Below are 15,292 nucleotides of genomic sequence, written 5' to 3'. Positions count from 1 at the left end.
ACATCAAACGACGACCGAGTTGGCGCGATGAATCTTCAACGAAAAGGAATCGAGTACATCGTTGAAGAAACAACAAAAGCATGACTTTTGTTGTTGGGTAGCTGTCAACCTGCCCTGATGCAACCCCAAGTGAAGGAAGGAGGATGCTGTCCGCTTGCACTTCTGGGGAGTTGCAAGCCCACGACTTTAGTCGTTAGGTAGTTGACCTTTAAGCTATCTTTTTCAGGTTTGCAACGTGTATAAATGAAATATACAACAATATAACGAAAAGGGCGGCCGAAGATGAAAGTAGTAATTATTGATGACTATATGCCGACATTAGAAATGATGGAAGCGATGCTTGAACATATCGAAGGCATTTCTATTCATTTATTTGAAGATGCGGATAAGGCATATGCCTATATTTTATCCCAACAAGTCGATGTCATTTTAATGGACATTTGTATGCCAGAAACAGATGGGATTGAGTGGTGCCGACGATTCAAGCAACACGAGCAATTACAACATATTCCCGTATTAATGGTCACCGGTTACGATGATGAACAGAAATTAGAGGAAGCGTTTGCGGCGGGAGCGTTTGATTACATTCGCAAGCCGTTTACAATGGTCGAACTCGTTGCACGTGTTCAATTGGCGTATCGCCAAAAAGAAACGATGGACCAACTAAAACGAACAAATGAAGCATATATGGAAAGTTATCGGCATATGTGGACGATGCAAAAAAAGATGAATGAAGATTTGCACTTAGCTCGGCTCGTTCAAGAAGGTTTACTTCCTGAATCGCTGAATAATGAACATATCCATTTGATTGGAACGTATATTCCTTCTTCACAACTATCTGGCGACTTATATTTTTGGCAACAAGTTCGTCCACATATGTACGCTTTTATTGTTATCGATGTAATGGGGCATGGCGTCGCATCGGCACTTGTTGCGATGTCGATTCGTTCGTTATTACATGGGTTAATGACGAAAGTGACAGATCCACTTCTCGTTGTACATGAATTAAATCGACATGCTTTTCAATTGTTCGGAAAGGAGACGAAATATTACTTTACCGCTTTTTACGGAACAATTGATGTAAAAAAGAAAGTCATTGAGTATGTAAACGCAGGTCATCCTCCAGCGATCTTGATGACGAATCGAAAAATCATGCTTCTAAAAGAAGGAGGCATTCCAATCGGTATTGTAGCCAATGCACCTTATAAAAAAGGGACGATCTCCTTTCAAGATGATACCTATCTCATTCTTTACACAGATGGATTAATCGAAGTGTTAGGTGAAGCATGCACTAAACAGCTTGCGGATACGATGCAAACGGCTCGTACGTTTGATGGGATGGTAAAGAAAATAAACGAAAAAGCGCAATATGATAAAGGAAATGATGATATTACCTTCGTCTCCATTCATGTAAAATAGCAAAAAGGGGCTCTATTTCGGCCCCTTTATTTAATGTCTACAATTTGATCCAATTGACAGATGGATAATATATGTTTAATAGGTGCTGAAACGCCTATCATTTCAATACGCATGCGATCTTTTAAAGGATATAACCAGCTAATAAGCAATCGAACACCTGAGCTATCAATGAACCGAACAGCTGATAAATCGATTTGTAAATGGGATGTGTCCCACGGTTGCGATTGAATGGTTTCTTCCATGACACGTGACGTTTCGAAATTAATATCTTGCTGAAAAGAGACAACGATTTTATCATCATATGTAACAATGTCGATCATATTTCTCCCCCTTTATTTCGCGCGACAACGACAATGGCACGTTTTCCTTTTTCGTCAAATGAAAATTGTGAAGCAAGCTGTTGAACGAGAAAAAGTCCTCGCCCTCCTTGACTAGCTAAATCGGGAGGAGGGGCGTTGAGTTTTTCCTCCCATTGAAAGCCGTCGCCTCCATCTATGACTTCAATGACGATTGCCTCATCTGACCAGCTGATGTGCACAGTAGCATATTTTTTTGTAGAGTGTCGAATGACGTTTGAGACAAGCTCCCATAATATTAATTGAATGGTGTATTTTTTTATTTCATCTAGTTGAATACGATCATGTATTTGCTCGAGCATTGCCGAAATCATTGTGCTATAATTTGTTTCATTTAGCTGAGCTTGAATCATTGTTTTTTAATTGAATCAAAAGTTGTTGTATATAAGGATGTTTATAATCACCTTGATGCTCGAGACGATACAATTGACTCCATAAAGAGTTGTATGTTGAACGAAACGGGAGCGGGATGCTCTCTCCGAACGAACGTTGCAAATGCATGAGACGAAACTTCGCATAGTTGCGTGACGGTACATCGTTTGGGAGAAGTCCCATATCGATGCGAATGAGTTGCTCGTTTGCTTCATGAAGCAACGTTTCTGCCATTTCATCGATATGAGCAAACGTTCGTTGCTCGTATTTCAGCCGTGGGTGTTTCATCGTCATCTTCCTCCGTTTAACAATTACGAATTAAACTTTTCCGTTAACTCTTGATTTAAATCGTTTAACTGTTCGGCCATTTCAGCAATTTGTGAGGCAGCAGATGAAATTTCATCAAACATTTGGTGAAACTGTTCGATGACTGAAGTAAATTGGTCAATTTTTTTACTTGTTGACTTTACATCAGTAACAGATTGGTCAAAGATGTGAATAATGCTTTCGTTTGCTTGTCGGAATGCTCGCGTTTCCTCGACAATTTGTTGAAACGCCTGTTCAAATTTACGAATCGTTTGTTGCACAATATCAATGTGATTTTGAATGTAGTCAAGCGATTGTTCCGTCTGCGTCGCAAGCTTTCGCACCTCATTCGCAACGACCGCAAATCCTTTTCCGTGTTCACCCGCACGCGCCGCTTCAATGTTGGCATTTAACGATAAAATGTTCGTTTGATTGGAAATGCTGCGAATCGCATTGACGATTTCTCCGATTTTTCGCGAGCTATCTGTCAGTTCGTTTGTAAGCGACTTTGTTCCTTCAATTAACGTAGCGACACTATCTAATTTCGTTAACGTTTGTTTGACATCTTCTTTTCCTTTTTCGACGCGTTCGCTCATTTGAACGGATTGGCGTTGAATGCTTGCTACTTCGTCCAACATTCCTTGTACATTTTTTTGTACTTCAAAAATAGAAGCAGTCGTTTCTTCTGCGCTTGAAGCAAGCGTTGTCGACGATTCTGTTAAACGATGCTGCAACTCTGCAATTTCGTTTAACTTCATCATGGACGATGTATACGACTCAATATACGTTTCGATTGCAATTTGCATATCGAAAGAACAAAGCTTAGCAAACGAACAATATATGTTTGTCGCTTCTATTGGAGGTAATTCTTCCATCAATATACGAAGCACTTCGTTTTGAATGATTGTGTAAGCACCTAAGTACCATTCTGGAAACAAACCGATTCGGTTATGAACATTGCCGATCACTTTGCGACGAATAATATATTGCTCACCAATTTCACCCGATACCATATCCATTAAATAAGCGCGCAACGTTTGTTTTAAGCGATCAATCGTTGAATGATTATCAATAATGCGTCTTAAATGTGGCATTTGCCCAACTTGATCGTAAAACGCATTGACGATTCGTTCGACATGTTTAGCAAAAAGTGGGCGAATCGAAGCAAGTCGTTGTACATCTTCCTCCGTTAATTTGACGAACGCAACTTGTTGCTTACGATCGCTTGAAAGGAGTTGGTGATAAAACGTTGCAATGTGTGAAGATGTAGAAGGACGAACATTCATATCTTCATTTTCCTTTTGGTGTTTTTTACGGAACAGTTGAATTCTCCCATGTTCATTAAAAAGAGTGTGAAATGGACATTTTGACATCGTTTCCCCTCCAGTTTTCATAAAAATCCCCTAAAATATTATATCATGTACGGCAAAAAGAAGAAGGAAAATTTTTATGTTATTTCCGAGGGAAGCGCAAAAAATGACAAAGTTTTCCCTGCTTGTCGAACAAAGAAGAACGAAGTAAAATGTTTATTTGTGAACAATAAGAATAGCGGAGAGAGAAGCGATGAGTAAAAAAATTTTATATTTATTTTTTGTGCTAGTAGGAGCTACAGTTATCATTTTTGCGAATATGAAACATAACATTTATACGTTCATGTAAAATAGGTATTTCCATTAGTACATGTATACCCCTTTGCACATACGCTAGAAGTGTAACAAACTTTAATACGAAAGGGGTATGAAATATGCATTGTCGTCCAAATATGATGCCGCCAATCGTTCACCCAACAAAATGTTGTACACAACATCAAATGCAAACAACGATTGTGCCGCACATTCATCCGTCACATACGACGTATGTGAACCATCATGTATTTCAACATCAACATTATTTTCCGCATACGCAATCTGTTGTAAACGATGTATCCCATCAACATGTTGTTTGTCCAGGGCCTGGTCCGTTTCCACGTCCATTTTAACCGAAGGCAATTCGCCTTCGGTTTTTTGTCGAAAAAAAGACGAAGTTTGTGAAAATGAAAAATTGACAACGACTGCTTTTTTTGAAAGAATAGGTGTAGACATGGATAATTGAGGTGAGCAAACGTGCTGTCGGACCGCATCAACTTAACAGCAAAAGACATTCTTGAAAAAGAGTTTAAAATAAGTATGCGCGGATACAATCAAGATGAAGTTGATCGCTTTCTTGATTTAGTCATTAAAGACTATGAAACATTTCATCAAATGATTGAACAATTGCAACAAGAAAATGCAAAATTGAAAAGCCAATTGCAGGAGGCACAAAAACGTCAGCCATCTCAAACAGGAACGACGAACTTCGATATTTTACAACGTCTTTCCAATTTAGAAAAACATGTTTTCGGAAACAAACTTTACGAATAAATATTCCAACCTTTTCTATTGATTTGGCTTATCGTTTCGGATATACTAACATATGCTTACATGAATCATGTTCGGGTAATCGCTGCGATGTGTATGCATCGTAGAGGAAAGTCCATGCTCGCACGGTGCTGAGATGCCCGTAGTGTTCGTGCCTAGCGAATTCATAAGCTAGGGCAGTCTGGCGATGCGCTGGGCTGACGGCAGGGAAAAAGCCTACGTCCTTCAACGGATATGGCTCGACTACCTTTAAAGTGCCACAGTGACGTAGTCTTGCTGGAAACGGCAAGAGTGGAACGCGGTAAACCCCACGAGCGAGAAACCCAAATGATGGTAGGGGCACCTTCTCGAAGGAAATGAACGGAGAGAAGGACAGGCGTACAGCCTGTAGATAGATGATTACCGCCGAAGTACGAGGCGCAAGCCGTTTGCAGTACGACGGAACAGAACATGGCTTACAGAACATGGTTCATGGCATCACTCTCCTGCACAACATCAGGAGAGTTTTTGTTTTTTTTGGGGGAATATGAGGGGAGAGTTTGTGGTGAACAAAAAATTGTCATCTTTGTTTGAAACACATACATTTTTATCTATTGCCCATACGATTATTCAAGAAGCGGACGAAGGAATGATTGTGACGGATAGTGAAGGGCATATTTTATTAGCTAATCCAGCTTTTGAAACGGTGACGGGTTATACGCAAGAAGAAGTGCTCGGTAAAAAACCGAATATTCTTCGTTCTGGACTACACGATCGCAAGTTTTATGAAAACATGTGGGAAACGATACGTGATCATGGCGTTTGGAAGGGAGAAATTTGGAATAAACGAAAAAATGGTGAGTTGTTTGTCGAGTGGCTAACAATTAAAGCTATTTATGATGCCGCTGGAAGAACAACGCATTATGTAGCCATTTTTTCAGATGTCACACAACATAAGCGAACGATGGAGCAACTTGCTCGATTATCGAACTACGATTTGTTGACCAACGTTCCAAATCGACAATTATTTACGAAACGTCTACAACATTTGCTTGATATGGCACGCCGTTACAATCAACAGCTAGCGATTTTATTTCTTGATTTAGATCGATTTAAATATATTAATGACGAACTCGGTCATTATAGTGGAGACATATTGTTAAAAAAAGTGGCCAATCGTCTAAAAAAGCGACTGCGCACGAAAGATACGTTAGCTCGCATTGGTGGAGATGAATTTGTTGTTATTTTACCTAAACTAAAAGACGTTCAAGAAGCTGTTAGCATAGCAGAACAAATGATTGAATCATTACAAGCTCCTTTTCTATTACATAACAAAGATATATACATCTCGGCAAGCATTGGGATAAGCATGTATCCAAACGACGGAGATGATGGGGAAACGTTATTACGTCGTGCCGATCGCGCTATGCAAAAAGCGAAAGAAAGCGGAAGAAATCGTTTTGAACTATATACGGCTAAATTAGACTATCAAAGCGAAGTAGTGACGTTAGAAAATTATTTACGAAAAGCGATTGAACGAAATGAATTATTTGTTTGCTATCAACCGATTGTCAATATGAAAACGAAAAAAATTGAAGCATTAGAGGCGTTAATGCGTTGGAAACGACCGAATATCGGGTTCGTTTCTCCTGCGCAATTTATTCCATTAGCAGAAGAAACAGGACTGATTGTTCCGATGACGAAGTGGCTATTTGAACAAGCATGTGTACATATGAAGGCGATTCATCAATTCGCTCCCCACGTAAAAATCGGAATAAACATTTCTGCTGTTCATTTTCAACAAGATGATTTCGTTCAGCAATTATCGACGATCGTCAAAAAACATGATGTACATCCGCGCTTTTTTAAATTAGAACTGACGGAAAGTACGATTATGCCAAATGCAGAGGAATCTGTTCAAAAACTTGTACAGTTAAAACAGTGTGGTTTTAAACTAGCTATTGATGACTTTGGGACAGGTTTTTCTTCATTAAGTTATTTGCACCGTTTCCCAATCGATATTTTAAAAATTGATCAATCGTTCATTCGTCGCCTCTCTTTATATAGCGATGATGCGACGATCGTCTCAACAATTATTATGATGGCGCATCATTTGCATTTATCTGTCGTGGCCGAAGGGGTCGAAACAGAGCAACAATATGAATTTTTAAATAAACAACAATGTGATATGGCACAAGGATATTACATTGCTAAACCGATGCCAATCGACGAGGTACAACAATTTGTTCAAGAATGGGACGAATACATCAATGAAAGGTGAATGAATATGAGACAGATCACATTAATTGCTACTGCAGCAATGGGGCTTGAGTCGATCGTTGCAGATGAAGTGCGTGCGCTCGGGTATGATTGTCAAGTGGACAATGGAAAAGTGACATTTGTGGCGGACGAGCGAGCGATTTGTCGCACAAATTTATGGCTTCGCACAGCTGACCGTGTAAAGGTAAAAGTAGGGGAATTTCGCGCAACGACGTTTGATGAGTTATTTGAACAAACAAAAGCGCTTCCGTGGGCACAGTTTTTACCGGTTGATGCCCAATTCCCTGTTGTGGGAAAATCAGTAAAATCAACATTGTTTAGTGTATCCGATTGCCAAGCGATTGTAAAAAAAGCGATTGTAGAACATTTAAAGCAACATTACGGTGTTTCGTGGTTTGAAGAAACGGGTGCGTTGTTTCGTATTGAAGTTGCTCTCCATAAAGATGTTGCTACATTAACGATCGATACGAGCGGGGCAGGGTTGCATAAAAGAGGATATCGCGTAAGACAAGGAGAAGCACCATTAAAAGAAACATTAGCGGCAGCGCTCGTTCGGTTGACGAATTGGACACCAGATCGTCCATTCGTTGATCCGTTTTGTGGGTCGGGAACGATTGCGATTGAAGCGGCGCTGATTGGTCAAAATATCGCACCAGGATTTAACCGCGATTTTGTATCTGAACAATGGAGTTGGATTCCACCTCATTTATGGGATGAAGCGCGGGAAGAGGCGGAAGATTTAGCACGCTATGATCAACCGCTACATATTGTCGGATTTGATATTGATCACCGCATGGTCGACATCGCGAAAACAAACGCACAAGAAGCAGGATTAGCAGATTTGATTACATTTAAACAAATGCAAGTGAAAGATTTTCGAACGAAAGAGGAATATGGCGTCATCGTCGGCAATCCTCCTTATAGTGAACGATTAGGAGAAAAGGAAGAAGTAGAACAGTTATATCGGGAAATGGGAAAAACATTCGCTGCACTCGATACGTGGTCGATTTATATATTGACCTCTCACCGCCATTTTGAGCAATTGTACGGGAAGCAAGCGACAAAACGTCGAAAACTATTTAACGGTTTCATTGAAACACAATATTATCAATTTTGGGGACCTCGTCCGCCACGTTCTTAGAAAAAGCTGTCTTGCTGGCAGCTTTTTCTTTTCAACTTCATTGACTTCTTTCCTTTTTTGAACGATAATTAATGTTTGTGTACTTCGTTTAAATTGATGGAGGGGCTAAAAAAGTATGAGCAAATATCCGTTTGCATTAAGTAAAAATGAAAATTTTTTTGATAAATTAAATGAATGGATCGGGGACGTATTTTATGATATTTTACCAGAAGCAGGTTTTGAATTACGTGATGAGCAAATTTTTATGGCATTTCAACTTGAGCGAGCGTTTAAAGAGAAAAAAGTGATGTTTGCTGAAGCCGGAGTAGGAACAGGAAAAACGATTGTATATTTACTTTACGCCATTTGCTATGCACGATATATTGGAAAACCTGCCATCATTGCATGTGCAGATGAAACATTAATTGAACAGCTTGTAAAAAAAGAAGGAGATATTGCTAAAATTTCACGCGTTTTAAACATAAACATCGACGTTCGCCTAGCGAAATCGCCCGATCAATATTTATGTTTAAACAAATTAGACGATATATTGATGACGGAAGAAGAGGAATTATATGAACAAATTTTTGACGAATTGCCTTCATTTGTTCATGACCATGCTCCGCTCCAAACGTTTTACCATTATGGCGATCGAAAAGATTACGCTCACTTAAGCGATGAGCAATGGTCAAAAATTGCTTGGGATCCGTTTCAAGACTGTTTAGCGTGTGAAAAACGTCATCGTTGTGGGCAAACGTTATCGCGCGATTACTATCGCAAAGCGACGGATTTAATTATTTGTTCTCACGATTTTTATATGGAACATATTTGGACGTATGAAGCACGGAAACGTGAAGGGCAGTTACCACTTTTACCTGAAGCGAGCTGTGTCATTTTTGATGAAGGACATTTATTAGAATTTGCTGCTCAAAAAGCGTTAACATACCGTATGAAAGAGACGACATTAGAAACGTTGCTTTCTCGTTTATTAGAAAATGATATTCGCGAACAATTAGCTTATTTAATCGAAGATACATTAGAACTTAGTGCACGATTTTTTGATGAATTGATGAATCATGCTAAAGCGGTACCAGGATCTAATCGTCAAGAATTAACGTTCACTCCGTCTCTGTCACAACTAGCACAAACGTTACGAACAAAAGTTGAACAAATTGGAGACGAGCTCGTATTTGAGAGTGAGACGTATACGATCGACCATTATCAATTGAAAGTTGTTGATGAATACTTAGATCAAATTCACCATTCACTATATTTATTCATTCATAATCGGGATGCGATTACATGGCTCGAATCGTCGCTCGATGGCAACACGCTTGTTATTATGCCGAGAACGGTCCAAGAAGTGTTGCGCGAAAAAGTGTTTTCTAAACGTATTCCATTTATTTTTTCATCTGCCACATTATCGAATGAAAAATCATTTGATTATATGGCAAAAAGTCTGGGTATTGATGAGTATGTATCATTTCATGTTGATTCCCCGTTTGACTATGATGAACAAATGACGATTTATATGCCGATATTTGAAAATAACGAACGCATATTTGAAAAGAAATACGCATACGCTATCGAAAAAATTCGGGAAACAAACGGGCGTGCACTTGTGTTGTTTCCAACGCGTGAACAATTAAATGAATTTAAAGCTCGTGCTCAGCAAGAAGAAGGATTCACTTTTTTATTTGAAGGGGATCAAGAAATTAGCGAACTTGTTTCTCGTTTTCAAAATGAAGAAGAAACGGTTTTATGTGCCCAACATTTATGGGAAGGATTAGACATTCCTGGTCCGTCACTAAGCAACGTCATCATTTGGGCGCTCCCTTATCCGCCAAATGACCCTGTTTTTCAAGCGAAACGAAAACAAACAGACAATCCATTTTGGGAAGTGGACGTTCCGTATATGATTTTACGATTACGACAAGGGGTAGGCAGACTTATTCGCCAACGAGATGATCGGGGAATTGTATGTATTTTTGTGACAGACGATGAACCTATGCAAGTGATTGAAACAATAAAGCGTGTACTGCCGACAGACGTACATCAAAAATGAAGGAATATTTATAAGTATTGTAGAATAACAAATACAATGGAATGGAGGGAGAAGATGAAAAAAAATATTCAAGCAGTAGAGAAGCAGTTTTTACAGTATGTCAAAAAAATAATGGCATATAAAGAAGCGATTTCGCTTATGTATTGGGACTTACGTACAGGGGCGCCGAAGAAAGGGATTGACCAACGCTCGGAAGTGATCGGAATGTTATCACAAGAGGTGTTTCATATGTCAACGTCCGAGCAAATGGCCGCATATATTGCGGAACTTTCAGCGAAATCTGTACAAGAACAAGTATCGCCGGTCACTCGTTATACGTTAGCAGAATGCCAAAAAGAGTATGAACGCAACAAAAAAATTCCTGCTGATGAATACAAACAATATGTCATTTTACAATCGAAAGCAGAGAGTGTGTGGGAAGAAGCGAAAGCGAAATCTGACTTTTCGCTTTTTGAACCATACTTAAAGCAACTTGTTGATTTCACAAAACGCTTTGTCACATATTGGGGGACAAATGGACACCCATATAATACGTTATTAGATTTATACGAACCTGGTGTGACTGTCGACTTGTTAGATGATGTGTTTTCAAAATTACGCAATCATATTGTTCCGCTCGTTCAACAAATTAACGAGTCGCGACACAAGCCGGAAACGAACTTTTTATTTCAGTCATTTCCGAAAGAAAAGCAACGAGCGTTTAGTCTAGTCCTCTTAAAAGAATTAGGCTACGATTTTGATGCAGGACGACTTGATGAAACTGTACATCCTTTTGCGATAACATTAAATGAAGGGGATGTCCGAATTACAACAAAATATGACGAAAACGATTTTCGAACAGCAGTATTTGGTACAATTCATGAATGCGGCCACGCTCTTTATGAACAGAACATCTCTAAAGAATGGGCAGGTACACCGCTTTATGATGGTACGTCGATGGGCATTCATGAGTCGCAGTCGCTGTTTTATGAAAACTTTATTGCTCGTCATTATTCATTTTGGAAGCGATATTATAGCTTGCTACAACAATATGCTCCGCATTTTGTTGACGTTTCATTGGATGATTTTTATCGCGCAATTAATGAGTCCAAACCGTCTCTTATTCGCATTGAAGCGGATGAGTTGACGTATCCATTACATATTATCATTCGATATGAAATGGAAAAAGCGTTGTTTGATGACGCAATTGAAGTAAGAGATTTACCACATATTTGGAATGAAAAATATGAGGCGTATTTAGGTGTTCGTCCAAAACGTGATGCAGAAGGGATTCTTCAAGATGTTCATTGGGCTGGGGGAAGTTTTGGTTATTTTCCGTCATACGCCCTCGGATATATGTATGCCGCCCAGTTTAAATATGCAATGGAGAAAGAGTTGACAAATGTTGATCAGTTGATTGAAAACGGGGAATTCGGGCGTATTCGAGAGTGGCTTACAAACCATATTCATCAATATGGAAAGACGAAAAAGCCGCTTGAGATTTTACATGAAGTAACTGGAGAGGGGTTAAATCCAACTTACTTGATTCTCTATTTGGAAGACAAATATAAACATATTTATCGATTATAAAAAGACCGGGCAAACGCCCGGTTTTTTTACCAAAGTTTAAATCCTTTTGAGCCAGGAGGTGCATTTTGGATCATATCGATAAATGGAACAGTATATGCAATTAAAATGAGTACAACAGCAATGCCGATCCATAATTTCCAGTTTTCAAATACGAGTGGTGTACGCTCAGCCTGTTCAGCAACTTCAGCAACTGGAAACTCTGTCTCACCTTTTGGAGCGAAAAATGCTAAGTTTGTAACGATAATGAGCACAAGAATAATACCGATGAATAAGATTGTTCCGCCAACTGCTTGAGCGATTTGGTAAGGAATCCACTCTAGCGCTTGTGGTGCATCTCCGTATGTTGAAAATGCTGAACGGCGAGGAGCGCCAAGCAACCCTGCAAAGTGCATTGCACTAGACATGAAAATCATACCAATCGACCAAACGATCGTTTGAATGATCGCTAAACGGTTCATCGCTTTTGTCATCACACGTCCTGTTAAATGTGGGATGAGCCAATAAGCTGCACCAAAGAATGTCAATACAACGGTTGTCGCTAATGTTAAGTGGAAGTGGCCCGTTACCCAAATCGTGTTATGAACAACTTGGTTTAATTGATGTGATGCGTTGACAAGACCACCAGCACCAGCAGGGATAAAGAACAACATACCGATAAAAGGTGCAAAGAAACGGGCATCACCCCAAGGGAGTTTACGTAACCATCCGAACAATCCTGTTGCTCCTTTAGAGCGACCGTACATCTCAAACGTTGCAAACATTGAAAACGCAGTCATTAATGATGGAATGACAACCATAAACGTTAAAACAACTTGTAAGTATTTCCAAGCTGGATCGATTCCAGGTTCCACAAGCTGATGGTGGAAGCCAACAGGAATTGAGAAAATTAAGAATAAAATGAATGACATGCGAGCAAGAGAATCAGAAAACATTTTTCCACCGATAATTTTCGGAATAATTGCATACCAAATCATATATGCAGGCAATAACCAGAAATATACGAGCGGGTGACCGAAATACCAGAATAATGTTCGGCTTACAAGTACGTTAATACGATCGACATAACCTAATGACCAAGGAATAAGTTGGAATAATACAGTTGCTGCAACACCTAGCGAGCAAACGAGCCATAACACCATGTTAACAACAGACATGAACGTAAGTAACGGACTTACTTGACCAGGATGAGCTTTTTTCCATTTTGCATAATGAGCGAACATCGCAAATCCACTTACCCAGCTACCGACAACAACAAGTGTTAAACCAATATAAAAACCTGCGTGTGCTTGTAGTGGTGCATAGAATGTATATAAAACAGAAGCTTCGCCAATTAAAATGTAAAAGGCAGTAATTGCTGTACCAATTGTCATGAGCCAAAAACCGACCCATCCCCAAAAGCGTGCGCGATCAGAAAGCGTTCCAGCCGTCCGACTTACAGCTGCAAATTGAAAACCGATAATGAAAAATGTAGTTAAAACGAGTCCAAGCAATACGCCATGCGTTGTTAAAATTGTATAATAGCTAATGCCTGCCGGTAATTCGAATTTTCCTGAGCGTACAAGCACTTGTAGTAGCCCAGCAAGCCCCCCTAAGGCAAGCGCCACGAAAGCAACATAAATATGAGCCATGGCTAATTTGCCATCACGTGCATCGACTTTCCAAGTTCCGTTTATCATTGTTCAACCACCTTCACTTTCGCCGTCATTAAGTGGTGACCGGCACCGCAATATTCGTTACACAAAATGACATACTCACCGACTTTATCGAATGTTTGTGTATAGCTGCTTACATAACCAGGTTCAACCATCATATTTACGTTTGTTCCAGCCATTTCAAATCCATGAATGACATCTTTCGTTGCTACGTTGATCGTTACTTTTGCTCCTTTTGGAATTTCGACTTGATTTGGCGTGTACGCAAATGCAGAAGCAACGATATTGAGTTGATATTCATTGTCTCCAGTTTTAACAAGACCCGGTTTATCAAATGGTGGTGTTTGATCGACTTTTTCCGGATCGATCGTTGTTAAACAGCTTGGCGGCTGTGTTCCTTGCGCAAATGCACCGACTCCTAAGACAGCTAAAAATACGAATAATGAACCGATGCCGAAAAACAGCCAAATTTTTTCATATTTATGCATGTGCATAACGTCCCGTCTCCTTTCTCTCTATAAACGATTTAAAAACAAGAAATACACGCTTACCCACGTGAAAATGAGGAAAAATCCTAAAAACAAAACAGAAGCGAGCGTTCCTTTCAATGTAGGCTCTTTCTCCACTTTTGTTTTTGGGGTGTTTGTGTTTAATTGGGTTTTCATTTCTATTCCTCCTTTCCTAAATAACCCTTAATTAGAAATGTATACACTTACATCATACAAAACAATTTGCGAAATGAAACGCTTTCTTCGTACATTTCACAAATTGTTCATTCGTTACTTTACCATCATCATAACCGTAAAAATAAGGAGTAGCTGTGACTTTTGTCACACGAATTTTGTGAGGTTGTGAAAAAAGTGTGAAATATTTAGAAAAAGATGGATAAAAAATAAAAAAGAAGCTTACAAACGCAAGCTTCTCTTCGCACTTATTCGTTATCAATTGTTAAAATGAGCTGCAATTCTCCTTTATTTTCAAAGTGAATCGGCACGCGAAATGCTTTATCAAAACCGTAAATTTTTGTTTGACCAACAAGAACAGTAGGAGGAGTGATATCGATTGTAATTCCTTTTTGAAATACGATCGTTGCTAAGTTTCCTGCAATCATATTGCCGAGCTCACCGGTAAATGACTCGAGCATTTCACCTTCTAAAGGCATACCGAACATCGTTTCTCCGATACTTCCAAACATCGTTTCATGCCCTTCAATCATTAGGCGTCCCCGTAAGTCTCCGGTCATCCCAATCAATACACTAATAGACGCTTGAGTGAAAGGTTGTGTAAACAATGAAGGTTTTTCGATTGTCATTGCTAGCGGGATGACAGAGCGAATCGATTCGATCGTTCCGTTTAAAATCGTTGTAATTTTCTCACCTAAAGCCATAAAAGCCCTCCTTTTTTCTTCATCATAACAAATTTTTCGCTTCCATTACATCATTTTTCGACAAATCTAGACAAAGAAAACATAAAAAACATAGTGACGAAACAATAAATTGCGTTATAATGGAAGTGCACAACAACATACCTCCTTTCAAAACGTCGAAAGCTTTCCTCCTATTGTGGTGAGGGAGGCTTTTTTACTTAATATGTATAAAATTCCTTTACCAGAAAAATATTATCATTAATGGTTCATCACCAAAAGATGTACTTGCATCTGCCATTAAAGTATGTTAGCTGTTTCTAGGCGAACCCGCAAGGCAAAACGATGGATATTTCTGTATCCGTACCCCCTACGTTTGATTAGCTTGATCTTGTTATTCGTTCCCTCCATTTTT

At 39.3% G+C, this 15,292-nt stretch carries 16 protein-coding genes and 1 other RNA gene; 8 read left to right on the top strand and 9 right to left on the bottom strand.

Features of this window, described 5'->3' with window-relative positions; translation table 11 throughout:
- Positions 1–282 precede the first annotated feature (282 nt).
- A complete protein-coding gene (locus LD028_RS00870; protein WP_237810600.1) occupies positions 283–1,419 on the top strand; it encodes a PP2C family protein-serine/threonine phosphatase in 1,137 nt (378 codons plus the stop codon).
- Between the two features lie 26 nt (positions 1,420–1,445).
- On the opposite strand, the gene LD028_RS00865 is transcribed toward LD028_RS00870, so the two are convergent.
- Genes LD028_RS00865 through LD028_RS00850 form a run of 4 tightly spaced genes read right to left on the bottom strand, consistent with a single transcriptional unit; the run spans position 1,446 to position 3,826 of the window.
- Positions 1,446–1,739, bottom strand: coding sequence for an STAS domain-containing protein (locus LD028_RS00865; protein WP_237810598.1), 294 nt, complete (start codon positions 1,737–1,739; stop codon positions 1,446–1,448).
- Positions 1,736–2,128 (bottom strand): ATP-binding protein, encoded by a 393-nt coding sequence (locus LD028_RS00860; RefSeq protein WP_237810597.1) that lies wholly within the window; start codon positions 2,126–2,128, stop codon positions 1,736–1,738. Before LD028_RS00860 ends, LD028_RS00865 begins: the two co-directional genes overlap by 4 nt.
- Positions 2,106–2,435, bottom strand: a complete 330-nt coding sequence (locus LD028_RS00855; RefSeq protein ID WP_077428433.1) for a hypothetical protein — start codon at positions 2,433–2,435, stop codon at positions 2,106–2,108. Before LD028_RS00855 ends, LD028_RS00860 begins: the two co-directional genes overlap by 23 nt.
- 23 nt (positions 2,436–2,458) lie before the next feature.
- Positions 2,459–3,826, bottom strand: coding sequence for a globin-coupled sensor protein (locus LD028_RS00850; RefSeq protein WP_237810596.1), 1,368 nt, complete (start codon positions 3,824–3,826; stop codon positions 2,459–2,461).
- A gap of 371 nt (positions 3,827–4,197) precedes the next feature.
- Between LD028_RS00850 and LD028_RS00845 the strand changes: the two genes are divergently transcribed.
- The 7 genes from LD028_RS00845 to LD028_RS00815 all read left to right on the top strand — a co-directional run bounded on the left by LD028_RS00845 (position 4,198) and on the right by LD028_RS00815 (position 11,862).
- Positions 4,198–4,431 (top strand): CotD family spore coat protein, encoded by a 234-nt coding sequence (locus LD028_RS00845; protein WP_009361305.1) that lies wholly within the window; start codon positions 4,198–4,200, stop codon positions 4,429–4,431.
- A 124-nt stretch (positions 4,432–4,555) separates the two neighbouring features.
- Positions 4,556–4,852, top strand: a complete 297-nt coding sequence (gpsB, locus tag LD028_RS00840; protein ID WP_004890279.1) for a cell division regulator GpsB — start codon at positions 4,556–4,558, stop codon at positions 4,850–4,852.
- Between the two features lie 67 nt (positions 4,853–4,919).
- Positions 4,920–5,312, top strand: an RNA gene (rnpB, locus tag LD028_RS00835) — RNase P RNA component class B.
- A gap of 63 nt (positions 5,313–5,375) precedes the next feature.
- Complete coding sequence (locus LD028_RS00830) at positions 5,376–7,109, top strand: putative bifunctional diguanylate cyclase/phosphodiesterase (RefSeq protein ID WP_237810595.1); 1,734 nt, start codon at positions 5,376–5,378, stop codon at positions 7,107–7,109.
- Between the two features lie 6 nt (positions 7,110–7,115).
- Complete coding sequence (locus LD028_RS00825; protein ID WP_237810594.1) at positions 7,116–8,249, top strand: THUMP domain-containing class I SAM-dependent RNA methyltransferase; 1,134 nt, start codon at positions 7,116–7,118, stop codon at positions 8,247–8,249.
- A 115-nt stretch (positions 8,250–8,364) separates the two neighbouring features.
- Positions 8,365–10,293, top strand: a complete 1,929-nt coding sequence (locus LD028_RS00820) for an ATP-dependent DNA helicase (RefSeq protein WP_237810593.1) — start codon at positions 8,365–8,367, stop codon at positions 10,291–10,293.
- Between the two features lie 54 nt (positions 10,294–10,347).
- Positions 10,348–11,862 carry a carboxypeptidase M32 gene (locus LD028_RS00815; RefSeq protein WP_237810591.1) on the top strand — a complete coding sequence of 505 codons (1,515 nt, stop codon included), beginning with the start codon at positions 10,348–10,350 and terminating at the stop codon, positions 11,860–11,862.
- Positions 11,863–11,888: 26 nt separating this feature from the next.
- Here the strand turns inward: LD028_RS00815 and LD028_RS00810 are convergent, their stop codons facing one another.
- From LD028_RS00810 to LD028_RS00790, 5 genes are all read right to left on the bottom strand, one after another.
- A complete protein-coding gene (locus tag LD028_RS00810) occupies positions 11,889–13,538 on the bottom strand; it encodes a b(o/a)3-type cytochrome-c oxidase subunit 1 (RefSeq protein ID WP_237810590.1) in 1,650 nt (549 codons plus the stop codon).
- Positions 13,535–14,008 carry a cytochrome c oxidase subunit II gene (locus LD028_RS00805; RefSeq protein ID WP_006318623.1) on the bottom strand — a complete coding sequence of 158 codons (474 nt, stop codon included), beginning with the start codon at positions 14,006–14,008 and terminating at the stop codon, positions 13,535–13,537. Before LD028_RS00805 ends, LD028_RS00810 begins: the two co-directional genes overlap by 4 nt.
- 21 nt (positions 14,009–14,029) lie before the next feature.
- The gene (locus LD028_RS00800) at positions 14,030–14,179 is read right to left on the bottom strand and encodes a cytochrome c oxidase subunit 2A (protein WP_003396066.1); all 150 of its coding nucleotides are present in this window, start codon (positions 14,177–14,179) and stop codon (positions 14,030–14,032) included.
- Positions 14,180–14,445: 266 nt separating this feature from the next.
- Positions 14,446–14,901: a chemotaxis protein CheX gene (locus tag LD028_RS00795; RefSeq protein ID WP_237810589.1), complete on the bottom strand. Its 456-nt coding sequence runs from the start codon at positions 14,899–14,901 to the stop codon at positions 14,446–14,448.
- A gap of 276 nt (positions 14,902–15,177) precedes the next feature.
- Positions 15,178–15,292: transposase (locus LD028_RS00790; RefSeq protein ID WP_237810601.1), on the bottom strand; the 115-nt coding region annotated here is incomplete at its 5' end.

It is taken from the genome of Anoxybacillus sp. LAT27, assembly GCF_022030075.1.
GTDB classification, from domain to species: domain Bacteria; phylum Bacillota; class Bacilli; order Bacillales; family Anoxybacillaceae; genus Anoxybacillus; species Anoxybacillus kestanbolensis.
The sequence above is the reverse complement of the archived record's forward strand: the minus strand, read 5'-3'. Positions and strand labels throughout refer to the sequence as shown.

Coding starts and splice junctions, on each gene's coding strand:
- LD028_RS00870 (WP_237810600.1), top strand. CDS start 283: ATGAAAGTAGTAATTATTGATGACTATATGCCGACATTAGAAATGATG.
- LD028_RS00865 (WP_237810598.1), bottom strand. CDS start 1,739: ATGATCGACATTGTTACATATGATGATAAAATCGTTGTCTCTTTTCAG.
- LD028_RS00860 (WP_237810597.1), bottom strand. CDS start 2,128: ATGATTCAAGCTCAGCTAAATGAAACAAATTATAGCACAATGATTTCG.
- LD028_RS00855 (WP_077428433.1), bottom strand. CDS start 2,435: ATGAAACACCCACGGCTGAAATACGAGCAACGAACGTTTGCTCATATC.
- LD028_RS00850 (WP_237810596.1), bottom strand. CDS start 3,826: ATGTCAAAATGTCCATTTCACACTCTTTTTAATGAACATGGGAGAATT.
- LD028_RS00845 (WP_009361305.1), top strand. CDS start 4,198: ATGCATTGTCGTCCAAATATGATGCCGCCAATCGTTCACCCAACAAAA.
- LD028_RS00830 (WP_237810595.1), top strand. CDS start 5,376: ATGAGGGGAGAGTTTGTGGTGAACAAAAAATTGTCATCTTTGTTTGAA.
- LD028_RS00825 (WP_237810594.1), top strand. CDS start 7,116: ATGAGACAGATCACATTAATTGCTACTGCAGCAATGGGGCTTGAGTCG.
- LD028_RS00820 (WP_237810593.1), top strand. CDS start 8,365: ATGAGCAAATATCCGTTTGCATTAAGTAAAAATGAAAATTTTTTTGAT.
- LD028_RS00815 (WP_237810591.1), top strand. CDS start 10,348: ATGAAAAAAAATATTCAAGCAGTAGAGAAGCAGTTTTTACAGTATGTC.
- LD028_RS00810 (WP_237810590.1), bottom strand. CDS start 13,538: ATGATAAACGGAACTTGGAAAGTCGATGCACGTGATGGCAAATTAGCC.
- LD028_RS00805 (WP_006318623.1), bottom strand. CDS start 14,008: ATGCACATGCATAAATATGAAAAAATTTGGCTGTTTTTCGGCATCGGT.
- LD028_RS00800 (WP_003396066.1), bottom strand. CDS start 14,179: ATGAAAACCCAATTAAACACAAACACCCCAAAAACAAAAGTGGAGAAA.
- LD028_RS00795 (WP_237810589.1), bottom strand. CDS start 14,901: ATGGCTTTAGGTGAGAAAATTACAACGATTTTAAACGGAACGATCGAA.